General features: G+C 67.8%; 20 protein-coding genes and 2 tRNA genes. 14 read left to right on the top strand and 8 right to left on the bottom strand.

Going from position 1 to position 22,496, the window contains the following annotated elements; all coding sequences use genetic code 11:
- Positions 1–31 precede the first annotated feature (31 nt).
- The 3 genes from CWS50_RS08005 to rpmF all read right to left on the bottom strand — a co-directional run bounded on the left by CWS50_RS08005 (position 32) and on the right by rpmF (position 421).
- Positions 32–108, bottom strand: a tRNA-Pro gene (locus CWS50_RS08005).
- A 49-nt stretch (positions 109–157) separates the two neighbouring features.
- Positions 158–228 (bottom strand) — tRNA-Gly (locus CWS50_RS08000).
- Positions 229–256: 28 nt separating this feature from the next.
- Complete coding sequence (rpmF, locus tag CWS50_RS07995) at positions 257–421, bottom strand: 50S ribosomal protein L32 (RefSeq protein WP_119835768.1); 165 nt, start codon at positions 419–421, stop codon at positions 257–259.
- A gap of 538 nt (positions 422–959) precedes the next feature.
- Here rpmF and CWS50_RS07990 point away from each other — a divergent pair.
- From CWS50_RS07990 to CWS50_RS07975, 4 genes are all read left to right on the top strand, one after another.
- Positions 960–1,370: an SdpI family protein gene (locus CWS50_RS07990; RefSeq protein WP_127842366.1), complete on the top strand. Its 411-nt coding sequence runs from the start codon at positions 960–962 to the stop codon at positions 1,368–1,370.
- Between the two features lie 108 nt (positions 1,371–1,478).
- Positions 1,479–1,766 carry a hypothetical protein gene (locus tag CWS50_RS13215; RefSeq protein ID WP_127842365.1) on the top strand — a complete coding sequence of 96 codons (288 nt, stop codon included), beginning with the start codon at positions 1,479–1,481 and terminating at the stop codon, positions 1,764–1,766.
- 37 nt (positions 1,767–1,803) lie between these two features.
- Positions 1,804–2,160, top strand: a complete 357-nt coding sequence (locus CWS50_RS07980) for a hypothetical protein (RefSeq protein WP_127842364.1) — start codon at positions 1,804–1,806, stop codon at positions 2,158–2,160.
- 412 nt (positions 2,161–2,572) lie between these two features.
- On the top strand, positions 2,573–4,249 hold the full coding sequence (locus CWS50_RS07975; protein ID WP_127842363.1) for an ATP-binding cassette domain-containing protein: 1,677 nt from the start codon (positions 2,573–2,575) through the stop codon (positions 4,247–4,249).
- Positions 4,250–4,311: 62 nt separating this feature from the next.
- Here CWS50_RS07975 and CWS50_RS13510 read toward each other — a convergent pair whose 3' ends face one another.
- Both CWS50_RS13510 and CWS50_RS07970 read right to left on the bottom strand, forming a co-directional pair.
- Positions 4,312–4,509, bottom strand: a complete 198-nt coding sequence (locus tag CWS50_RS13510; protein WP_243118542.1) for an alpha/beta hydrolase — start codon at positions 4,507–4,509, stop codon at positions 4,312–4,314.
- The gene (locus tag CWS50_RS07970; RefSeq protein WP_243118243.1) at positions 4,454–5,827 is read right to left on the bottom strand and encodes an alpha/beta fold hydrolase; all 1,374 of its coding nucleotides are present in this window, start codon (positions 5,825–5,827) and stop codon (positions 4,454–4,456) included. The genes CWS50_RS13510 and CWS50_RS07970 overlap by 56 nt, the downstream gene beginning before the upstream one ends.
- A gap of 552 nt (positions 5,828–6,379) precedes the next feature.
- Between CWS50_RS07970 and tig the strand changes: the two genes are divergently transcribed.
- Entirely contained in the window at positions 6,380–7,795 is a 1,416-nt protein-coding gene (tig, locus tag CWS50_RS07965; RefSeq protein WP_127842362.1) for a trigger factor, read from the top strand.
- An 83-nt stretch (positions 7,796–7,878) separates the two neighbouring features.
- Here tig and CWS50_RS07960 read toward each other — a convergent pair whose 3' ends face one another.
- Positions 7,879–8,229 carry a cupin domain-containing protein gene (locus tag CWS50_RS07960; RefSeq protein WP_127842361.1) on the bottom strand — a complete coding sequence of 117 codons (351 nt, stop codon included), beginning with the start codon at positions 8,227–8,229 and terminating at the stop codon, positions 7,879–7,881.
- A gap of 237 nt (positions 8,230–8,466) precedes the next feature.
- Between CWS50_RS07960 and CWS50_RS07955 the strand changes: the two genes are divergently transcribed.
- The 4 genes from CWS50_RS07955 (at position 8,467) to CWS50_RS07940 (ending at position 11,786) form a co-directional block, all read left to right on the top strand.
- A complete protein-coding gene (locus CWS50_RS07955) occupies positions 8,467–9,096 on the top strand; it encodes an ATP-dependent Clp protease proteolytic subunit (RefSeq protein ID WP_127843345.1) in 630 nt (209 codons plus the stop codon).
- Between the two features lie 4 nt (positions 9,097–9,100).
- On the top strand, positions 9,101–9,781 hold the full coding sequence (locus tag CWS50_RS07950; protein ID WP_127842360.1) for an ATP-dependent Clp protease proteolytic subunit: 681 nt from the start codon (positions 9,101–9,103) through the stop codon (positions 9,779–9,781).
- 305 nt (positions 9,782–10,086) lie between these two features.
- On the top strand, positions 10,087–11,385 hold the full coding sequence (gene clpX / locus CWS50_RS07945; protein WP_127842359.1) for an ATP-dependent Clp protease ATP-binding subunit ClpX: 1,299 nt from the start codon (positions 10,087–10,089) through the stop codon (positions 11,383–11,385).
- Positions 11,382–11,786 (top strand): chorismate mutase, encoded by a 405-nt coding sequence (locus CWS50_RS07940; RefSeq protein WP_127842358.1) that lies wholly within the window; start codon positions 11,382–11,384, stop codon positions 11,784–11,786. The genes clpX and CWS50_RS07940 overlap by 4 nt, the downstream gene beginning before the upstream one ends.
- 66 nt (positions 11,787–11,852) lie before the next feature.
- On the opposite strand, the gene CWS50_RS07935 is transcribed toward CWS50_RS07940, so the two are convergent.
- On the bottom strand, positions 11,853–13,727 hold the full coding sequence (locus tag CWS50_RS07935) for an AMP-dependent synthetase/ligase (protein ID WP_127842357.1): 1,875 nt from the start codon (positions 13,725–13,727) through the stop codon (positions 11,853–11,855).
- A gap of 23 nt (positions 13,728–13,750) precedes the next feature.
- Entirely contained in the window at positions 13,751–15,643 is a 1,893-nt protein-coding gene (locus CWS50_RS07930; protein WP_127842356.1) for an AMP-dependent synthetase/ligase, read from the bottom strand.
- A 270-nt stretch (positions 15,644–15,913) separates the two neighbouring features.
- Here CWS50_RS07930 and CWS50_RS07925 point away from each other — a divergent pair, with 270 nt between their 5' ends.
- The 5 genes from CWS50_RS07925 (at position 15,914) to CWS50_RS07905 (ending at position 22,462) form a co-directional block, all read left to right on the top strand.
- Positions 15,914–17,215 carry an ABC transporter substrate-binding protein gene (locus CWS50_RS07925; RefSeq protein ID WP_127842355.1) on the top strand — a complete coding sequence of 434 codons (1,302 nt, stop codon included), beginning with the start codon at positions 15,914–15,916 and terminating at the stop codon, positions 17,213–17,215.
- A gap of 152 nt (positions 17,216–17,367) precedes the next feature.
- Positions 17,368–18,456, top strand: a complete 1,089-nt coding sequence (locus tag CWS50_RS07920; protein WP_127842354.1) for a carbohydrate ABC transporter permease — start codon at positions 17,368–17,370, stop codon at positions 18,454–18,456.
- On the top strand, positions 18,453–19,346 hold the full coding sequence (locus CWS50_RS07915) for a carbohydrate ABC transporter permease (protein WP_127842353.1): 894 nt from the start codon (positions 18,453–18,455) through the stop codon (positions 19,344–19,346). The genes CWS50_RS07920 and CWS50_RS07915 overlap by 4 nt, the downstream gene beginning before the upstream one ends.
- Positions 19,347–19,527: 181 nt before the next feature.
- Positions 19,528–21,279, top strand: a complete 1,752-nt coding sequence (locus CWS50_RS07910; protein ID WP_243118242.1) for a glycoside hydrolase family 13 protein — start codon at positions 19,528–19,530, stop codon at positions 21,277–21,279.
- Positions 21,280–21,445: 166 nt separating this feature from the next.
- Positions 21,446–22,462 carry a LacI family DNA-binding transcriptional regulator gene (locus CWS50_RS07905; RefSeq protein ID WP_127842352.1) on the top strand — a complete coding sequence of 339 codons (1,017 nt, stop codon included), beginning with the start codon at positions 21,446–21,448 and terminating at the stop codon, positions 22,460–22,462.
- Positions 22,463–22,496: the final 34 nt, after the last annotated feature.

Here is a 22,496-nt window from a genome sequence, read left to right as displayed (position 1 = left end):
CCGGCTGCAGCTGGTGAGTGCCGGTGAGGTGTGGTCGGGCTGGCGGGACTTGAACCCACGACCCCCTGCTCCCAAAGCAGGTGCGCTACCAAACTGCGCCACAGCCCGGGTGGGCTACCTGGCGCCGCGCACACTGCGGCACCAGGTGGCTCCTCAGAGCGGGTGACGGGAATCGAACCCGCGCCATCTGCTTGGAAGGCAGAGGCTCTACCATTGAGCTACACCCGCAAGTGACGGGGCGCTGCCCCGCTGCTCCTCAGTACTCGATGAGGCCGGTCCTGTAGGCCTTGGCCAGGCGGGACGGCACCGTGATGTCCCGTCCGTTGACCCGGATCGTCTGCAGCCGAGGAAGCTTGGCCTTCCACTGCGAGCGACGGTTGCGGGTGTTGCTACGGGACATCCTCCGCTTCGGCACTGCCATGAGCCCGCTCCTCTCCTGCTAGGGGATCGTCGATCCACTGACATCGGGACAGTCGGACACTATAACGGCTCCTGCGGAGGCAGTTCCACCCCGTGGCGGGCTCCAGACGTGTGACGTCCCTCCCGTCTGGGGCTGCTTCTGCTGCCGGGAGGTCGGCTCTGGCTGACGTACCCCTGTCAGGGTGCTCTCGGCCCAGGGGCCCTCTATTGTTCTCAGGAACTTCCAGGCATCATGTCAGGCCGTTCTGTGGTAATGCGTTTTCGCAGGTCACGAGGCCAACTGTGTGCCGAGGGGGATTGGCGTGGCTGTCGATGGCTTGTTGACCCCTTGCCAACGTCTTGGTGATGAGGTATATTATTGCGTGTGAGGCCTTGGTGAGGCTCCCGTTGGGCGTGGTGACGGTTGCCTGGGCCGCACGTCATCAGTGCCGCTGGCGTGATGGCCAAGGTGGTGCCTGGAGCCCTTCCTTGGCTGGGGCTGGTGGTCTCGGCGGGTGCGCGGTAGGTCCGTGCACCTAATCCTTGAAAGGTAGAGAGTCATGGGTGGTCCTGTGCGTGGTGAACTCCTTGGGGCGGGGTTGCTTGTTGCTGCATTCATCCCAGTTCTTCTGTGGATGTTTGTGGTGTGCAGGAGAGGCACTCTCCCGCGTAGTGGGATTGTTGGTATACGGACGTGGAACGTCCTCAAGTCGGAAAGAACCTGGACGGAGATACACAGGCGTTATGCAGTGATATTCCTGGTGGACGGACTGTTGCTCGGCGTAGCCGCGCTTCTATTTTTCCTTGGTGGCATGTCTTTTATTGAGCCTGAGGTAGTTGGAGGTCAGCTCGTCTGGGTAGCGGTGCTAATAATTGTTGTCACAATTGTGTCTGCCATCTCTGCTGAGATACACGCATGGATTTTGAACCGTCAGGCTCAGCCTACGGGGGATGATGCGCGGGTTAAGTAGTGCTCTATGTGTTCTAGGAGAGGATCTACAGGAACTGATCGGGGTCAGATCCACGTGCAAGAGTACGTGAAGGAGAAAGGAGTGGGTGATCAAAAGGAGTGGGTAATCATGAGCCAGGAAAACAGGGTGCAGACAGACATGACGGACGGCTCTGAGGCGTCGTTTGAATTGCTGGTGCGTCTTCGGGAGGTGCTGGCGGAGTCCGCAGACGATCGGGAGGTCTTCGAGGAGGACCCACAGGCGTTCCTGTTCTCCTGCGGAACAGCACTTCTCCCCAGGGCGTCGCGTACCGAGATGGAACAACTGGGAGAAGTGCTGGAGTCCACCCCTTGGGGGGATGCGCTACGTAGTGCTCGACAGCGTCCCACGGGTCGCAGCCGACCCCAACAACCCTGACCCTCAAATTTTGGTAGCTCCGGTTGTGATAGTGAATTTGGCAGCTAACGCCAACGCTGTAGTCAACGTCAACGCGTGGGGTGCTGGCGCAGACGCCCCGGTTCTCGCGGATCGGAGTAGCCAGTACTCGGTAGTTGCGGACCGGTCGTTCTTCTCCAGCGCTGCGGCTCGCGACCTGGGTGAGGCGGGCTTGAGCGAGAACCGGCTGCGTGCACTGGTGCGCAGCGCCACCCGTCGGCAGGAGATCTCACCGGCCGCTGACGGCAGCGTGGTACTGACCTACCCCTACCACGGCCGCACTCTTGAGCTGGTCGGCAGGGTCGAGGGTCCCGTCCTGCACGTCACGGACGGCAGCCTCACCACCCAGGACACCCACGCGACCGCGCACGCGTAGGTGTTTCTTGCCCGCCCGCCCTACGCCGGGAGTATCGCTTGATGGCGCGGCTGGGGCATGGGGTCACCTCAGAAGAGAGAAGACTGGACCGTGGGGGCCACGCAGCCCTGCGGGGACCATCAAGGTCACGCTGTAGCCACCCCGAGGGCGGCAGCCGGGCCGGTGGTCAGCTGAAGTGGGGGGACCTTGGGTGGGGATCACCGGCGATCCTGCCCAAGGCCTTCCCGTGAGCACGAGGGTTGGGAGGGGGCTTTGTTCCCGATGTGTCCCGGGAACTCACAGTGACGATCACGCGAGGCCTCATGCGGCCGTGGTAGTCTTTTAAATGATTTGATACCAATTGGCTCCGTCCGCGATCTTTCCTCCGCCTGCACAGAGGCTGGTGAGCCGCGACCACTGGGAGCACGGTGTTATGGCAAAGCATGTTGCGACGAGAGGCCGCTACCCTCCCCTCGCTCTGGCTCGCGTGCGGCGGGACCGCTCCACCAGCCTGCTAAGGCTGCGGTACATAGTTCCGCTGACGCTGCTCGTTATCGCCAACGTGCTGACAGTCATTATCCCCGGAACAACGGCGGGAACGCTCGCGGTGTTCGCCAGCGGGCAGGTGTACAACGACTACCTGCTGGCCCTGGTCGCCGTGACCCTGGGCCAGCTGCTCTTCTCCTCGCTAGGCGGGTACATGCTGGCGAGATCCGCCCAGAACACGCTCCTGGAGATCCGCTCCTCCAGGCTCAGCCCCTACCTGTGGGCGTGCTTCAAGGAGGATGACCGTGAGACGCGCGCCGCCGACGGTGCCGCCCGCCTCGTCAACGACGCAGCCTCGGGAGTGGACTCGGGCCTGCTGTGCGCCACGCTGTTCTCCCGGTTCGTCATCGTCGGCAGTGTCAGCGCCTACGGCCTCATGAGACTGAACATGTGGATTCTGCTGGTCGCGGTGACGGTGGCGCTGCTGTCCGCCGCGACCACGGGGTCCACCAGCCCGGCCCTGTCCACCTCGATCCGGCAGGTGCAGGAAGGGCAGGCGGACCTGATATCCCGCTACCGCGACGTGCTCTCCAAGTCGCCCTCAGCCGTCCTGGGCGACCGGGGGGACAGGGCAGCGGTCCTGGTACGTGACCGCGCGGAGGCGCTCAAGCGGATCGCGCTGCGGTACTCGATGATCACCTACCTCATCGGGCCCGCCACCTCCTTCTGGACCCTGACCGGGCAGCTGGCCGTCCTCCTGATCGGAGGCCGCTCGGTCCAGCAGGCAGAGATGAGCTTTGCCGAGTTCGTGGCCCTGTCGATGTACTACACCCTGCTGACACCCACCATCACCGCCCTGCCAGACTTCTGGTCCAAGCTGCTCGTGTTCCGGTCGGCACGAAGACGGGTGAGAGAGTTTACGAGCACTCCCACCATAAGGCACAGACCTGCCACGAGCACGAGGACTGAGCCAGTCCGTCGGCTGGACCTGTATGCCCAGGGCAGACGGATCTGCTCACTGGGCAAGGGAGACGTGCTTGTCGTCGAGGGGCGCTCTGGTACCGGAAAGTCCTACTTCCTGAAGTCCGTCATCGGAACCCTGGAGACTGACGGGGCCAGCATCGTGCTTGACGGGCGCCACGCCAGGTCCTTCCTGTCGGCGCGGCGGCTGGGGGCCGTGTACTACGTGCCACAGGAGGCCCCCGTCGTCTTTGCCAGCCTCGACGACGAGCTGGGAGCTTCCCCTGACCTGTTAGCCGGGGAGAACAGCGGCCTTGCCAGGACCCTGCTCAGCATGACCGGCCTCAGCTACCGCCTCCTGCCTCCCTACGAGGGAGACATAGGATTTGGCGGCTCCGAGCTCTCCGGGGGCGAGAGGCAGCGCCTGTCGTGGGTGAGGGCGGCTTGCTCCCGCAGGCCCGTGGTTATCCTTGATGAGCCCACGGCACACGTCGACTCTGAGTACGCACACGTCTTTGCCGACATCCTCAGGTCCTACCTGTCCGACAAGATCGTTGTCATCGCCACGCACGATGAGATGGTCAAGTCGATGGCCCAGGTCAGGTACCAGGTGGTTCCTGCTCCCTCCGCCAATGTAAGCGCCACTGCGCACCCCCAGGGGTAAGGAAACAGGGGTAAGGAACTCGCCTATGAGGCTGGGCGGCTGTGTGGATGTACGGCAAGGTCTCAGCGGCAGGTTGCCCCCTCCTCCGGAAGAGTGCCGACAAGCAGGTAGGCGTCAACGGCAGCCTCCACGCACTGACCGGCTCGTCCGTAGGCAGTGTGCCCGTGACCGACCCACGTCAGCAGCCGACCGGAGTCGAGCTGCTCAGCCAGGGAGACGGACCACTCGTAAGGAGTAATGGGGTCGCCCGTCGTGCCCACCACAAGGACTGGTGCAGCACCCTGGGCGTGCACCGGTGCGGGGCACACGTGTCCCGCTGTGTCCCCAAGCGGCGCACCCGGCCTCTGACCAGGCCAGGCTCTCGCCAAAGGTCGGTGAGGCCGCTTGCAGCTCGTGGTACTGCTCCGTCCACTCCTGTGCGGAGCCTGAGGCGGGATAGTCCTGGCAGGTGACGGCGTTGTAGGCGCCAGCCAGCCCCTGGTTGCCAGACGTCAGCTGGTCGTGGAGCAGTGCGAAGGTGGAGCCGTCAGCCTCTGACACGGCCTGCGCCAGCGCGGTGGTAAGCACTGCCCAGTACTCAGGTGCGTACAGCATCCGCTTGATGACCAGGACAAGCTCGGTCCCGTGAACCTGACGCTGCGGGTCGGAGGATGCCAGAGGTGACTGCGAGGCCGAGGAGATCAGGTCCCGGACCTGCTGCACCCCTGCCTGGGATCCTCCCGTCAGCGGGCATCCGTCTGCTGACAGGCAGTACTCCACGTAGCTTCCCAGCGCCCTCTCAAACGCGTGCGCCTGGTCAAGGCGGGTCGCTGGCAGGGACAGGCTGGGGTCCATGGCGCCGTCCAGGACGAACCGGCCCACCCTGGAGGGGAAGAGGTCAGCGTAGGTGGTGCCCAGGAAGGTCCCATAGGAGTAGCCCAAGTAGTTCAGCACCTGGTACCCTGCGGCCGCGCGCAGCACGTCAAGGTCGCGCGCCGCCGACTCAGTGTCCACGTGATCGAGCAGGGCCACGGGATCGGTACCGGCCTCGCACCGCCGCCTCAGGTCCGTGTATCGGCGCGACACCTCGGCACGTTGCTGGTCCGCATCAGGGTCAGCGGCTGCCCCCACGTGCCCGTCGGCCCTGTCGTCCGCGACCTCAGCACCAATATCAGCACCGACAAGCGGGTCGATGCTGGGCGGGAGCTCCCTGCCGTCGTCGAGGCTCCACGTGGCGTTCTCAGCCAGGTCGGCGCCCGAGGCGTCACCGTCGCTGGCGGGGCACGTGATCGCCATGGACGCCCCGACTCCACGCGGGTCGAACCCGATGACGTTGTAGGACTGCTGCACCTCGGTGGACACGTAGTGGTCGAGCGACTCGACCAGGGCCACTCCTGAGCCGCCGGGGCCACCCGGGTTCACGAACAGCGCTCCCAGAGGACTGCCGCCCGTGTGCGTGCGCCTTTTGAGGGCAATGTCGATTACTGTACCCCCAGGATCGTCGTAGTCCAGAGGAACCTGTACCACGGCGCAGGTGAACGCTGTTGCTGCCTGTGTGCCAGCCAGGCCGTCGGTCGGCGAGCAGGGGTACCACTCCACCTCCTGGCTGTAGAACCTCTGAAGCTCCCCACCCGCCCCGTCGGCGGGCAGGGGGGCCTGGTGCGGCTGTGCGGCTGAGTGTGCGCGGGCACCTCCCGGGGTGCCGCGACGCTGTGCGGCTGTACGAGGGCGACTGAGCCGATGGCCAGGCACAGCAGCGGGGTAAGCCAGGCAGTCGCCCGCAACGCTGCGACTGTTGCAGCACTGCGCTCATGGCGTTGGGTGAAGGCAGCGGTGTGGGATTTTGCAGGTGCCCCAATAGTCAACGTGTCCATCGTCCGTCCTACGGCGGCAGGAGGTCCAGGAGGTCTAGCCGACACCTATGCCGACTGTAATGTGGAAACATACTATGCGTGCCGTGCTGTCAAAGCGTCTGCTGCGTCACCGCGCGAGACCACCAGGCGCCCGGCTGTGTCCAGCGTCATGGACCCGGGCCAGGGCGGATGGCCCTGTTGTGGCGGGTGTGCCCTAAGATGGCCCGGATTGACACCATGTCGTGTCCACCGGATCGCCGGTACCGCTGAACGTACACACCTATTGGGAGCAGCCCTCGTGAAGACCACTGTCGACAACCTTGACCCCAGTCGCATCAAGCTGACCGTGGAGGTCCCCTACGAGGAGCTTCAACCCAGCCTTGAGGCTGCCTACAAGGAGATCGGCTCCCAGGTCCAGGTGCCGGGGTTCCGCCCGGGCCACGTCCCCAACCGCATCATTGACCAGCGCGTGGGCCGGGCGGCCGTCATCCAGGAGGCCGTCAACAACGCCCTGCCGGACCTCTACCAGGACGCGCTGAAGACCTCTGAGCGAGTGCCCATGATCCAGCCTGAGGTCGAGGTCGTCGAGCTGCCCAACGTCTCCGGCGCCAACGGCGGCCAGCTCGTCTTCACCGCCGAGGTCACTGTCCGCCCCGAGATCACCATCCCCGACCTGGACTCGCTGGAGGTGACCGTGGACGCGGTGGAGGTCAGTGAGGACGACGTCACCGAGGAGCTCGACAGCCTGCGTGCCCGGTTCGGCTCCCTGAAGTCCGTGGGCCGCAAGGCCAAGACCGGCGACTTCGTCACCATCGACCTCACGGCGGTCATCGACGGGGAGGAGGTGGACTCCGTCTCCGGCGTCTCCTACGAGATCGGCAAGGGCAACATGCTCAAGGGGCTGGACACCGCGCTGCGCGGCCTCAAGGCCGAGGAGTCCACCACCTTCACCACCACGCTGGCCGGTGGTGAGCACGAGGGCGAGGAGGCCGAGGTCACGGTCACCGCCTCCGCCGTCAAGCAGCGCGACCTCCCTGCGGCCGACGACGACTTCGCCCAGGAGGCCTCCGAGTTCGACACTATTGAGGAGCTGCGCGAGGACCTGTCCAAGCAGGTCGCCCAGCGCCGGACCAGCGAGCAGGCCGTGGCCGCCCGCGACGCCCTCCTGGAGGCGCTGCGTGGCGCCATCGACTTCGAGGTCCCGCAGGCCGTGGTTGACCAGGAGATCTCCCGCCACCTCCAGGCCGAGGGCAAGGAGGCTGACGACGACCACGCCAAGGAGATCCGCGACGACGTGGTCTCCAGCGTGCGCGACCAGATCATCCTCGACGTCCTCGTGGAGCAGGTGGAGGTCGGGGTCTCCCAGGACGAGCTGTGGGAGTTCCTCTTCCAGACCGCCCAGCAGTACGGGATGGAGCCCGCCCAGTTCATCCAGGGGGCGCAGCAGGCCGGGCAGATGCCGAACTTCGTCGCGGAGATCGCCCGCAACAAGTCCCTGGCAGTCGCGCTGCGGCGGGTGAGCGTCACTGACTCGGCGGGCCAGCCGGTGGACCTGACGGAGTTCATCGGCTCCGACGAGGCCGACGCCTCTTCCCAGGAGGGTGCCTCTTCTGATTCTGAGGAGGAGGCCGACACCCCCGCTGAGGGGGAGGACGGCGTCCAGGCCGATGCTGCCTCTGGTGCCTCCGAGCCCGCCTCCCAGCCTGAGGCCTGAGGGGCCTGAGGCGGCCTCGCAAGCCTCCGGATGGACTGGTTGGTGCCGTGTGTCCCACCAGCCCATCCGTGACCCTGTGGCTCTCAGCCCTGCCCGGATGTCCTGTCCTCGACCATGACCAGCTGCATGCGGCAAGGGGTGACCGCAGTCAGCGCGTGGCGGTCGCCTGGGGCCAGGTAGATGACGTCTCCCGCAGTCATGCGCTCGGTGCGCTCGCCCACCGAGAAGTCCATCTCGCCCTCCAGGAGGGTCACCACCACGGCCCTGGTGGAGGCGTGCTCGGTCAGGAGCTGCCCCGCGTCAAAGGTGAAGATGACAGTGCGCAGGACGTCGTTGTTGACGACCACGCGCGAGGTGGTTGCCTCCTCGCTGATCGGCAGGGCCTCATTGAGGCCCAGGCAGAACAGGGACTCAGAGACGGGTGTGGTGGGCATGGCGTCCTCTCATCGCTCGTGGCTCGTCGCTCGTCGTAATTGCCGGGTTGCTGGGCGCCTTGTGCGTTTGCCTGCGGGTGCCCGCGTGCCGCCCTCGGCGTGGGACATAATACGAGTCGGCACGTCTGGGCTGTCCGCCTGGTCAACCTGCGCCGTGGGCGAAAAGCGTGGCAGCCCGGGCATGCTGGTTCTGGGGCGCAGGTTAGCGTTGGCGTGACCGACACTGAGAGGACTGACGTGAGCGAGCTCTACACGCCCGCCGCTCCCCGAGCGGCTGAGGGCAACGTCGCGGGTCTCGGCCTGACCGACTCCATCTACAACCGCCTCCTCAAGGAGCGCATCGTCTGGCTCGGCTCCGAGGTGCGTGACGACAACGCCAACGCCATCTGTGCGCAGATGCTGCTGCTGGCTGCCGAGGACCCCAAGCGGGACATCTACCTCTACATCAACAGCCCCGGTGGGTCGGTGACCGCCGGGATGGCGATCTACGACACCATGCAGTACGTCCAGCCTGACGTGGTGACGGTGGCGACGGGCCTGGCTGCCTCCATGGGGCAGTTCCTGCTCTCGGCCGGCGCCAAGGGCAAGCGCTACCTCACCCCGCACGCCCGGGTGCTCATGCACCAGCCCTCCGGCGGTGCGGGTGGCTCGGCCACGGACATCCGCATCAACGCCGACCTCATCATCAAGATGAAGCACGAGCTGGCGGAGATCACCGCCGCCAACACCGGTCACAGCGTGGAGCAGGTCATCGCCGACTCCGACCGCGACCACTGGTTCTCCGCGCAGGAGGCCCTGGAGTATGGCTTCGTCGACCACATCGTGCGCTCAAGCCGGGAGATCGGCCAGCAGAACGGGGAGGACTGACCCAATGACCACCCGCCCCTACTTCCAGGCCGCGGCGCGCCAGCTCGCCCAGGCGGGCGCCGTGCCTCAGTCCCGCTACGTCCTGCCTCAGTTCGAGGAGCGCACCGCCTACGGCTTCAAGCGCCAGGACCCTTACGCCAAGCTCTTCGAGGACCGGATCGTCTTCATGGGCGTCCAGGTCGACGACGCCAGTGCTGACGACATCATGGCCCAGCTGCTGGTTCTGGAGTCCCAGGACCCTGACGGCCTCATCACCATGTACATCAACAGCCCCGGTGGCTCCTTCACCGCGCTCACGGCGATCTACGACACCATGCAGTACATCAAGCCGCAGGTGCAGACGGTGTGCCTGGGCCAGGCGGCCTCGGCTGCCGCAGTGCTGCTGGCGGCGGGGAGCCCGGGCAAGAGGCTGGCCCTGCCCAACGCCCGGGTGCTGATCCACCAGCCTGCCATGGAGGGGGTGCACGGCCAGGCCAGTGACATCGAGATCGTCGCCAACGAGATTGACCGTATGCGGACCTGGCTGGAGGACACCCTGGCCGCCCACACCGGCCGTGACCGTGAGGAGGTCCACAAGGACCTGGAGCGCGACACCATCCTTACTGCGGAGGCGGCCAAGGACTACGGCATTGTCGACCAGGTGCTGAGCTCACGCAAGGCGCCGTCGTCGCCGCACTCCTCCTGATCCTGTGCCCGGCTGACCCTGGCGTGCGGGGCGGGCCTGGTGGGGGATGACGCCCGCCCAGGCCCGCCCTGTTCCTGGCCCTGGCAACCCCGGCGCGACCGGGACGGAGGCCAGCGAGGCACCGGCGGTGGCGACCAGCATGTGGGCAGGCCGGGCTGTGGGTAGCCACAAGGTGAGGAACGTGGCATATTGCTTCTCAGACACGCGGCCGAGTTCCGGAAGCATCCCGAGCGGGACCACCGTAGGCTGGCAGCGTGTCCCACCCCGCGCGGATTTGGTCGCACTGAGTTTGGAGGAGATCCCCGGTGGCGCGAAACGCTGAGAGTGTCGACCTGCTCAAGTGCTCCTTCTGTGGGAAGAGCCAGAAGCAGGTCAAGAAGCTCATCGCAGGTCCCGGAGTCTACATCTGCGACGAGTGCATTGAGCTGTGCAACGAGATCGTGGACGAGGAGCTGGGCGACTCCGGCGCGGGAGTACCGCTGGAGCTGCCCAAGCCGCAGGAGATCTTCGATTTCCTCAACGAGTACGTGATCGGCCAGGAGGCTGCCAAGCGCGCCATGAGCGTGGCCGTCTACAACCACTACAAGCGGGTTCAGGTGCGTGAGCGCGCCGTGGCTGAGGGTGACGGCCTCGAGCTGGGTAAGTCCAACATCCTCCTGCTGGGTCCCACCGGGACCGGAAAGACGCACCTGGCCAGGACCCTGGCCCGACTGCTGGACGTCCCCTTCGCTATCGTGGACGCCACCGCTCTGACGGAGGCCGGGTACGTGGGCGAGGACGTGGAGAACATCCTGCTCAAGCTTATCCAGGCTGCTGACGGCGACGTCAAGCGGGCCGAGAAGGGCATTATCTACATCGACGAGATCGACAAGATCGGCCGGAAGGCGGAGAACCCCTCCATCACTCGTGACGTCTCTGGTGAGGGTGTCCAGCAGGCGCTGCTCAAGATCATTGAGGGGACGACCGCCTCGGTGCCCCCCGGCGGGGGGCGTAAGCACCCCCACCAGGAGTTCCTGGAGATCGACACCACCAATATCCTGTTTATCGCGGCTGGTGCCTTCGCCGGCATTGAGGACATCGTGCGGCAGCGCCAGCGCAAGGAGTCCGGGGCGCAGGTGGTGGGCTTCGGCGCCCAGCTGTCCGCCGTGGGCCGGGAGGACGTCCTCACCTCTCCCGTGCGCCCCGAGGACCTCCACACCTTCGGCCTCATCCCGGAGTTCATCGGCCGCCTCCCCGTGATCGCCACGGTCCAGAACCTTGGTGTCCCCGAGCTGGTGCGGGTCATGACCGAGCCCAAGAACGCGCTGGTGGCGCAGTACAAGTACCTGTTCAGCCTCGACGGCGTGGAGCTGGAGCTGACCCGCGAGGCCGTGGAGGCCGTGGCCACCCTGGCCCTGAAGCGCCAGACCGGCGCCCGGGGGCTGACCTCCATCGTGGAGGAGGTCCTGGGCCAGGCCATGTTCGAGGTTCCCTCCATGCCGGAGGTGGGCCGCGTGGTCGTTGACGCCGACGCCGTGGCGGGAGGCGGCAGGCCCAGGTACGAGGTCGGCACGGGCACACTGAGCTCGACGTCAAAGGCAGGGGAGAGGACCCGCAGCGCATGAACGCTAACCAGGACAATGGCAGCCAGGCACAGGACAGGCAGGCTCACGGCTGGGACGTCCTGCCGGACGTGGATGGCAGCCAGGCCACCACGATCAGGGAGGTGCCTCCCGAGCTGGCCCGCTACCGGACGACGATCGACAACCTGGACGCCGCCCTGGTGCACCTGCTGGCCGAGCGCTTCCGCTGCACCCAGCAGGTGGGGCGGCTCAAGGCGGAGCTGGACCTTCCGCCTGCCGACACCGCCAGGGAGGCCCGGCAGCTGGAGCGGCTGAGGTCCCTGGCTGCCGACTCCGGCCTGGACCCGGCCTTCGCCGAGAAGTTCTACGCCTTCATCCTCGCCGAGGTGATCCAGCACCACCAGGAGATCCGGGCCGGGGGAGGAGCCTGGGGGGCATCCTGAGGAGGTGACCCGGTGGCCTGTCAGGGGCGGGCGTCGGCTCGTGCGGAGGCTGGGAGGTCATGCGGACTATGCAGACAGGGGCCGGGTGTAGAGCTCGTCGATCTCTGAGGCAAACCGCCGGTGGGCCTCCTCCCGGCGCACCTTGAGCGAGGGCGTGAGCAGTCCGTTGGCCACCGTGAAGTCCGTGGGAAGGACAGCGAAGGTGCGGATGGACTCCGCCCGCGACACCGCCTGGTTGGCCCGGGCCACGGCCCTCTCCAGGGCGGAGCGGACTCTGATGTCCCGGGCGGCCTGCGCCACGTCCATCTCCTCCAGGCCGTGGGAGCGCAGCCACTGTGGCAGCATCTCCGCGTCCAGGCAGATGAGCGCACCGATGCAGGGGCGGTTGTCGCCCACGACCAGGACCTGGCTGACCAGGGGGTGGCCGCGCAGGCGGTCCTCCAGGAGACTGGGGGCGATGTTCTTGCCTCCTGCGGTGACGATGATCTCCTTCTTGCGGCCGGTGATCCTCAGGAAGCCCCCTTCCTCAATGGAGCCGAGGTCACCGGTGGCCAGCCACCCGTCCTGGGCGAGGGCCTGCGAGGTCGCCTGAGGGTCGTCGTGGTAGCCGCGAAACGTGCCGATCCCTCTGACCAGGACCTCTGCGTCGTCGGCCAGGCGCACCGAGCAGCCGGGAAGCGGGATCCCCACCGTGCCGATGCGGGTGGTACCCGGCAGGTTGACTGTGCAGGGGCCCATGGTCTCGGTCAGGCCGTAGCCCTCCAGCACGGTCACGCCCACACCCCGGTAGAAGTGGCCCAGCCTCTCGCCCAGGGGACCCCCGCCGGAGACCACGTAGCGGACCCGGCCGCCCAGCACCGAGCGCAGGCGGGTGAAGACGAGACGGTTGAAGGCTGCGTGCTGGGCGCGCAGCGCCCGCGAGGGTCCCCCGGCGGTGTCCAGGGCGCGTGAGTAGGCGATCGCGGTCTTGGCAGCCAGGCGGAAGACCTTCTGCCTGGTGCCGGCCGCCCGGGCGTCCGCAGCGTTGTAGATCTTCTCAAACACCCGGGGGACCGCCAGGACCGCAGTGGGCCGGAAGGATTCCAGGTCGGGGACCAGGCTCCTCACGTCGGGCGCGTGCCCCAGGACACCAGCCTCGGAGCACACCACCGCGATCTCCAGGAAGCGCCCCAGGACGTGGGCCAGCGGAAGGAAGAGCAGGATCCGCACGTCGGGGCCACCCAGGACCTCCGGGACGTGGGCGCAGGCGTTGACGCACAGGTGGACGAGGTTGCCGTGGGTGAGCTCGGCACCCCTGGGTCTCCCCGTGGTGCCGGAGGTGTAGACGACAGTCGCCAGCGTGTCGGAGGTCAGGGCCGCGCTGCGCCGGTCGAGCTCGGCGGCCTCCACGCTCCGCCCTGCGGCTACCAGGGAGGGGAGGGCCTCACGCTCGGCGCACAGGACCGTCAGGCGCGCCAGGTGGGGGTGTGAGGCCCTGATCGAGCTGACCATCGCCTCCATGGCCCGGTCCTCGACCAGGAGCAGGCGGACGTCGGAGTCGGTCAGGATCCACTGGACCTGCTCGGCCGAGGCGGTCTCGTAGACCGGGACGACAACCAGCCCGGCCTCCCAGGCCGCGAAGTCCATGAGGGTCCACTCGTAGGAGGTGCGCGCCATGATGCCCACGGCGTCGCCGGGCTGGAGGCCTGTGGCGACCAGTCCTGCAGCCACCTCCCTCACATGGGTGCGGAAGGCTGCGGCGCTCATGTCTTGCCAGCCGCGCCCGAGGGCGGTCTTGCGGGAGACCAGCGCCCCCTCGGGGCTTCGGCTGACCCGCTCGGCCAGGGCCCAGGGGCAGGTCATCCCGGGGTGGGCGGGTACCAGGGGCTCGGTGCTGAGCTCGCGCACGGGACCGCCTGGGGAGTGGCCACCCTCCGTGGGCGTGGTGTCGTCATGGGTCATGGCGGCAAGTATGCATGCCCCGCTCAGCCCTCGGTAGGCCCCTTCCCGGAGGAGGCATAGATCTGTGCCACGACGTCACCGTGTGCCCGGAGCACCTCCGCGCGCCTGACCTTGAGTGAGGGCGTGAGCAGGCCGTTGGCCTCGGTGAAGTCCGTGGTCAGCACCCGGTAGGTGCGGATGGACTCCGCGCGTGAGACCACCTCGTTGGTGCGGGCCACGGCGCGGTCCAGCGCAGCCAGGACCCGGGGGTGGGAGGCTGCCTCGGTCACGCCCATCCGGCGCAGGCCGTGGTTGTGCAGCCACTGCGGCAGCATCTCGGCGTCCAGCGTGATGAGGGCGGAGACGAAGGGCTCGCCGTCGCCCACGACGACGACCTGGCTGACCAGGGGGTGGCCGCGCAGGCGGTCCTCCAGGAGGCTGGGGGCGACGTTCTTGCCTCCTGCGGTGACGATGATCTCCTTCTTGCGGCCGGTCAGGCGGACGTGGCCGTCCTCGTCGACCGTGCCCAGGTCGCCGGTGCGGAACCAGCCGTCAGGGGTGAAGGCTGCCGCTGTCGCCTCAGGGTCGTTGTGGTAGGCGGAGAACACGCCCAGCCCCCGGGTCTCGATCTCGCCCTCCGGGCTGACCCGGATCTGGTTGCCGCACACCGGCGGTCCCACGGTGCCGATCTTGTTGAGCCAGGTGCCGTTGACGCTGACCGGGCCGATGGTCTCGGTCAGGCCGTAGCCCTCCAGGATGACCAGGCCGATGCCGCGGTAGAAGTGGCCCAGCCTCTCGCCCAGGGGACCGCCTCCGGAGATGACGAACTTGGCGCTGGGGCCCAGCAGGGCGCGGATCCGACGGTAGACCAGCCTGTCCGCCACCACCCGCGAGCTGCGCAGGGCTCGGGAGGGGCCCTCTGGGGTGTCCAGGGAGCGGGAGTAGGCGATAGCCACCCGGGAGGCCCAGCGGAACAGCCTGAGCCGCGCGCCGCTGCCCGCCGCTGCGTCGGCGGCGTTGTAGATCTTCTCCAGCACGCGCGGGACAGCCAGCACGTAGGACGGCGCGAAGGACTGCATGTCTGCCAGGAGCGTGCTGACGTCGGGGGTGTGCCCCAGCACGCCGTCGCCCGCCAGGGAGAGCAGCTGCAGGCAGCGGGCGTAGACGTGGGCTAGGGGCAGGAACAGCAGCAGGCGCACGTCGCTGCCCCGCAGGACGTCAGGCAGGTAGCGCACCCCGTGGTGGGGGATGCCGGCCGCGTTGCGGTGGGTCAGCTCGACCCCCTTGGGGCGGCCGGTCGTGCCAGAGGTGTAGATGATGGAGTAGAGGTCGTCGCTGCGCAGCGCCTCGGAGCGCTCGTCCACCTGGGCCAGGCTGGTGCTCCTGCCCGCCTCGACGAGGTCGGCGACGGCGTCGGCGTCCAGGGCCATGACCCGGACCTCGTGGCCTACCTCGCGGGAGGCCTCGCGCACCAGGTCCGACAGCGTGACCGTCTCGGTGACGACCAGGCGTACCTGCGCGTCGGAGACGATCCAGCGGACCTGCTCGGCCGAGCTGGTCTCGTAGATGGGCACCGAGACCAGGCCTGCCCGGGCGATGGCCATGTCCAGCAGGAACCAGCTGTAGGAGGTGTGGGCCATGATGCCCACGCGCTGGCCCGGCTCCAGACCCATGCTGATGAGGCCTGCGGCCACCTGGGTGACCTCGTCGCTGAAGGCCCTGGCGGACACGTTGTGCCAGGCGCCGCCCAGGGAGGACCTGCGTGCCACCAGGGGACGGTCGCCGCTGCGGGAGACGCGCTGGGCCAGCAGCCAGGGAACCGACCAGTGCGCCTCAGGCTCGAAGGGCACGGCGGTGGCGCTGACGCCGTCAGTTAGGGAGTGCGGGTAGCTCTGCGGCCGTGCGGCCTCCAGGCTGGGGACAGGGCGAGTAGTCACTCGGGTATTGTGGCAAGAACAGACTCCTGCCGAGGCGGCCTGGGGTGAGAGAACCACAGCGTCCTTATGGAGAAATTCACAGTCGCAGGTCCTTGGGGCCTGGCGAGGCGCACGAGGCCGGACGCAGGGGAGGAGCTGACGACGGGGGCGCGGTGAAGTTGCCCGGACGGGAGTGACTGTGTACCCTTGCACTCGGTGTCGACGCGCGTCGATATCGAGTGGGTCTGCACAGTCGCCGACCCTGCGTGTTGCTCGTTTCAAGGAGGAAACATGGTCACTCTGCCCCGTCGCCGTTTCATGCAGGGCTCCGCGCTGGCTGCCGCCCTTGCTGCTGCGGCTGCCTGCTCCAGCGGCTCTGGTGGCTCTGGTGGCTCGGGGTCCTCCGGGGGTGAGGTCGCCTTCGAGGGCACCGGGCCGATCACGTGGGTCCAGGGCAAGGACAACTCCGGCGGGATGGTCCAGAAGCGTATCGACGAGTGGAACGAGCTCTACCCCGATGAGAAGGTCACCCTCATCGAGCTGTCCGCAGAGGCCGACCAGCAGCGCCAGTCCATGGTCCAGAACGCCCAGACCAGCTCTGAGGCCTATGACGTCATCTCCGTGGACAACGTGTGGGTCTCTGAGTTCGCCGCCAACCAGTGGATCGTGGAGCTGCCCGCAGACGAGCTCAAGAACGACGACATCATCCAGCCCGTGTGGGACACCGGCGTCTACATGGACAAGTTCTACGCCATGCCCTTTGCCACCGACGCGCCGGTCATGTTCTACCGCAAGGACCTCCTGGAGGAGGCTGGGGTGGAGGTGCCCACCACCTGGGAAGAGGTCACCGCTGCGGTCGACGCCGTGCGCGCGCTGCCAGGGCACGAGGACATCGGGGGCTTTGGCGGGCAGTGGGCCAAGTACGAGGGCCTGACCTGTAACATCTCCGAGTTCATCCACACGGCGGGCGGCGCCTTCTACGACGACGAGGGCAACCTTGTCATCAACACCCCGGAGACTGTTGCCGGGGTCAAGGCGGCTATCGACGCCTTCACCAGCGACTACATCCCCACCAAGGCCCTGGAGTGGATGGAGGAGGACGGGCGCAACGCCTTCGAGAGCGACTCCCTTCTCTTCTACCGGCAGTGGCCCTACCAGTACGCCAACAACCTGGAGAACCTCGGCACCGACAAGTTCGACGTCGCCGCGCTGCCCACCATCGGCGGCAACGCCTTTGTGCCCACCCTGGGCGGGCACAACTGCGCCATCACCACCAACTGCCAGAACAAGGCGACCGCCCTGAAGTTCATCAAGTGGTTCACCTCCGAGGAGTCCGAGCGCTACGCCCTGGACACCCAGACCCTGGCACCCATCCTCGGCTCCCTCTACGAGGACAAGGAGATGCTGGAGAAGTTCCCCTACCTGCCGATCCTCAAGGACTCCCTGGACGCCGCCAGGGGCAGGCCGCAGGCGGTGGCCTACGGCGACGTCACCGCCGCGATCCAGGACGCGGTCTACCCCGAGCTCCAGAAGGGCGGGTCCGCTGAGGACGCCGTGTCCGCCCTGGAGTCCCGGCTCAAGGACCTGGCCTGAGTTGGCCTGCGCTGCCTGGGCCGCCCGGCCCGGGCAGCGCAGGCAGCCCGGTCTTTTCTCGTCTCAGTCGTCTCACCGGCAGCACGCGGGCAGCCGCACAGGCGGTTACGTCAACAGCCTCATAGGCAGCAACGTAGGCAGCAAGGACACTCATGACAGCCACAGTTACCGACGCGCCCGCCCGGCCACGGGCTCGCAGGTCGCGCTCCAAGAACGCCAGGGCACAGTCGCGCCTGGCCGCCATCCTCATCACCCCGACCATCCTGGTCCTCTCCGTCGTCATCATCTTTCCCGTCTTCCAGTCCATCCAGCAGTCCTTCCGCGGCCGGGCAGGCCTGGACCCGGAGACCGGCTTCGTCTCCGACACCGAGCCCTTCGTGGGCCTGGACAACTACACCTCCGTCTTCACCTCAGGAGGCGAGCGGTTCTGGCCGGCCCTGTACAACACCACGCTCTTCGGTGTGGTCACCGTCGTCCTGGAGACCATCCTGGGCGTGGCCATGGCGCTCATCATGCACAGGGCGATGAGAGGGCGGGGCATCGTGCGTGCCTCCATCCTCATCCCCTGGGCGATCCCCACCGCCGTCTCGGCCATCCTGTGGGGGTGGATCTTCAACCAGGAGGGCGTGGCCAACGCCATCCTGGGGCAGCACATCATGTGGGCCTCGGGGGACTGGAGCGCCAAGTGGGCCATCATCATCGCCGACGTGTGGAAGACGGCCCCCTACATCGGCCTGCTCACCCTGGCCGGCCTCCAGGTGATCCCCGACGAGGTCTACGAGGCGGCCAAGATTGACGGCGCCAGCGCGTGGCGGCGGTTCACCGCCATCACCCTGCCGCTGGTCAAGCCCGCCCTGGTGGTCGCCGTGCTCTTCCGCACCCTGGACGCGCTGCGCATGTTCGACCTGCCCTACATCCTTGTCGGCCCCAGGAGGTCAAGCGTGGAGACCCTGTCCATGCTGGTCCAGGACGAGGCGTCCAACCTGCGCTACGGAAGCGCCGCCGCCTACGCCGTGATCCTGTTCCTGTACGTGTTCATCATCGCCTTCGTGTTCGTCAGGGTCCTGGGCGCGGACCTAGGAGCCTCCACGGAGCCGCCTCGCCGCAGCCGGGGGACCAGGCTCCCCGTCTCCGCCTTCCTGCCCGGCTGGCGCTCGGGGCGGGGTCGCCCCCCGCAGGATGACGCCGGAGCCGCCCGCCGCACCCTGACGACCAGCACGACCACGGGGAGGACAGCATGAGTACGGCAGCCGCAGCAGCCCGGAGGGCAGCCTCACGGGCGGGACGCAGCCGGAGAGGTCCCTGGAGGGCGGACTGGGGGCAGCTGCTGTCCACCGGGGGCATCATCCTCATCGTCATCTACTGCCTGGCCCCCTTCTACTGGATGTTCGTGTCCTCCCTGAGGCCTGACTCCGAGATCTTTGACAACACCTGGTGGCCGTCCAACCCCTCCCTGGAGAACTACCTGGCCGTCTTCTCCTCCAGGAACAGCTTTGGCTCCGGCCTGCTCAACTCCTTCATCGTCTCGGTGACGGTGACCGTGGTGGCGCTGGCGGTAGCCACCTTTGCCTCCTACGCCCTGGCCCGCCTGGACTTCCGGGGCAAGGGGATGCTGCTCATGCTGGTCATTGCTACCGCGATGTTCCCGCTGGTGGCCATCATCGTCCCCCTGCTGCGCAACTTCTCCGCCTGGGGGTGGACCGACACCTACCAGGCGATGATCATCCCGGACCTGTCCTTCTCCCTGCCCCTGGCGGTGTGGAACCTGACCAGCTTCTTCAGGCAGATGCCCCAGGAGCTGGAGCAGGCCGCCATGGTGGACGGGTGCACGCCGGGGCAGGCCTTCCGCCGGGTCATCCTCCCCCTGGCGGCACCGGGCATCTTCACCACGGCCATCATCATCTTCATCGGTGCGTGGAACGAGTTCCTCGTGGCGGTGACCATGATCCAGGAGCCCTCCATGCAGCCAGCCACGGTGCTGCTGTCCAAGTTCACCGGCGCCTCCCAGTTCAACACGCCCTTCGGCTCCCAGATGGCCGCCGGGGTGGTGATGACCCTGCCGCTGGTGGCCATGGTGCTGCTCTTCCAGCGCCGGATCGTGGCCGGCCTGGCCGCAGGAGGCGTCAAGTAGGACCTGCGGCCACCCGGCCCCTCGGTTGGCCGCTCGCACCGGGTCACGGCTGTCTGGGGACTGCCTCATGACCCTGCTGCGGGTGGCCGCCGGGTCCTGGTGCGGCCCTCGGCCTCTCGCCGGGCTGCACCTACCCTCTGCCCGCTTACTTTCCCGCGCTTCTCCGCCTCCCCTGACCCGCATGCTCCTTGGAGACGACATGACCCGTTCTGCCGCACTGCTCGCCCGTACCGACCAGGACGCCTGGTGGCGCGACGCCGTCATCTACCAGATCTACCCCCGCTCCTTTGCTGACGCCGACGGTGACGGCATCGGGGACCTGGCTGGTGTCCGCGCCCGTGTGCCCCACCTGGTGGACCTGGGTGTGGACGCGGTGTGGCTGTCCCCCTTCTACCCCTCCCCGCAGGTGGACGCGGGCTACGATGTCAGCGACTACTTCGACGTCGCCCCCGAGTACGGGACCCTGGAGGACTTCGACGCCCTGGTGGCGGACCTGCACCAGGTCGGCATCCGCGTGGTGGTCGACCTGGTGCCCAACCACACCTCGGACCGCCACGAGTGGTTCCGTGCCGCCCTGGAGGCAGGCCCCGGGTCCCGGGAGAGGGACCGCTACCTGTTCCGCCACAGCCCGGGCGCGGCGCCCAACAACTGGGGCTCGCTGTTCGGTGGTCCCGCCTGGCAGCAGGTGGGGCCGCTGACAGGGCGGGGGCAGGATCGGGACTGGTGGTACCTGCACCTGTTCGCTGCCGAGCAGCCCGACCTCAACTGGGACAACGAGGAGGTCCACGAGCACTTTCGCCGTGTCCTGCGCTTCTGGGTCTCTCGTGGCGTGGACGGCTTCCGCGTGGACGTGGCCCACGGCCTGGTCAAGGCCCAGGGACTGCCTGACGACGAGGTCGGTGCGGACCGGTGGGGGGCTACGGAGGCTGCACCGGGGGAGCCACCCGCCAAGCAGCCCGACGTCGGCCCCGCCTTCAACCAGCCCGGGGTCCATGAGGTCTACCGTGAGTGGCGCTCGCTCCTCGACACCCTGGCCCCAGACACGCTCCTGGTCGCTGAGGCCTGGGTCCAGCCCGAGGAGGAGGCCGCCCTCTACGTGCGCGCCGACGAGATGAGCCAGGCCTTCAACTTCGCCTTCCTCCAGGCGGGCTGGGACGCCGGGCGGATGCGGCAGGTCATCGACTCCTCGCTACGAGCCAACGACGCTGTGGGGGCGCCCACCACCTGGGTGCTGTCGAACCACGACGTGGTGCGCCACACGACCCGCTTCGCCTACCCGCCCGGCACCAGGACCGACCTGGGGATCGGTGCGGACGACCCGCAGCCCGACACCGCCCTGGGACTGCGCCGGGCGCGCGGGGCCACCGTCTTCATGCTGGGGCTGCCGGGCAGCGCCTACCTCTACCAGGGGGAGGAGCTGGGCCTGCCCGAGCACACCACGATGGAGGACTCCGCGCGTCAGGACCCCACCTGGAGCCGTACGGGGCATGTCGTGCGCGGCCGGGACGGGTGCCGGGTGCCGTTGCCGTGGTCCCAGGACGGGCCCGCCTACGGGTTCAACGACACCGGGCACAGCTGGCTGCCCCAGCCCCGAGGGTGGGGTGACTACGCTCCAGGGGCTCAGGCGGGGGACCCGGCCTCCACCCTCAGCCTCTACCGCCGGGCACTGCGGCTGCGCCGCGAGCTAGGGCTGGGGCGTGGGGGGCTGGAGTGGCAGGAGGCGCCTGAGGGGGTCCTGTCGCTGCGCAACGGGGCTACTGCCGTCGTGCTCAATACGACGGGCGCAGAGGTACCGTTCAGCAGTCTTGGAGGAAGTGGTCGTCTGGTTCTCACCTCCTGGGGTGAGGATGAGGGCCAGGTTGTCGACGGGCTGGTGCTGCCTCCTGACTCGGCCTGCTGGCTCCAGCCAGCCGAGCGGTCCCGAGCCCAGTAACCGGGGTGGCCGGGCACTGAGCCGGTCCGTCTGCTCCTGGCGACCCACTGGCTACGGTGGCCTGGAGGCGGCTGGGACCGGGCTGTGTCGACCTGCCTGGAGACGGCTGCCCTGCCCGCAGGGGTGGCACCGTGAGGAACGTGAGCCTGTCGAGGAGGTGCACTGTATGGTGGCTACTCGTGCTGACGTCGCCAGAAGGGCCGGCGTCTCGCCGTCCACGGTCACCTACGTCCTCACTGGTGAGCGCCCCACCCGCAGGCAGACCCGTGAGCGTGTCATGCAGGCGGTGCGCGAGCTCGGCTACCAGCCCAACACGGCCGCGCGGTCGCTGGCCTCGCGTGCCCCTCGCTCGGTCGGGGTCCTCTTCCGCATAGAGCGGGCCGGCATCGACCTGTCCGACCTGGACTACGTGGACGGGGTGCGCTCCCGGCTGGAGTCCGAGGGTATCCAGGTCTCGGTGCCGGTGCTGCACCGTGACAGCCTCCTGGGCTCCCTGCGCGCCCTGGTGCGTTCCCAGACGCTGGACGCAGCGGTGCTCATGGACGTGACCGTGGCAGACGAGCGGGAGCAGATGCTGCTGGAGGAGGGGATGCCCACCGTCCTGATCGGCACCTCCCGGCAGGAGGGCGGGGCACCGAGCGTGGACGCCGACTTTGAGCAGATGGCTGAGCTGACCGTGAGCCACCTGGCGGGCCTGGGGCACCGGCGCCTGGTGTTCCTCATGCGCGGTGACAAGACGCAGAAGGCTAACGCCTACCAGGCCCAGCGACGCGCCCTGCGCCACGCGGCACGACGCCGGGGGCTGTTCCACCTGGAGGTCCCTGTGCCTGAGAACGCGGCGCAGGGGCTGCTGGTCCTGGACAAGGACGCGCTGGTGGAAGGCTGCACCGCAGTGGTGTCGAACAACCCGGAGGCTATGAGCGGCCTGGTGGCCGGGGCGCACGCGCGCGGGCTGAGCGTCCCGGAGGGCTTCTCCCTCATCAGCCTGGGCGCGACGGGGTTCCGGGACGCCCAGGAGAGGCTGGTCAGCGAGGTCAGCGTGGACCGCGCGGCCATGGGCCGTGCCGCCGGGGACCTCATGATGCGCGTCAGTGCTGAGCCGACCTTCTGCGAGCACACCCTCATGGACGGGTTCCTGGCCGACCATGGCTCGACGGCGCCCCCGTGGCCTCGGCGGGGTTGAGGTGTGGTGACCCTTCTCGAGGATGGTGGGACTG

Origin of the sequence: Actinomyces wuliandei, assembly GCF_004010955.1 — a bacterium.
GTDB lineage: Bacteria > Actinomycetota > Actinomycetes > Actinomycetales > Actinomycetaceae > Actinomyces > Actinomyces wuliandei.
This window is presented reverse-complemented; position numbering and strand designations above follow the sequence as displayed.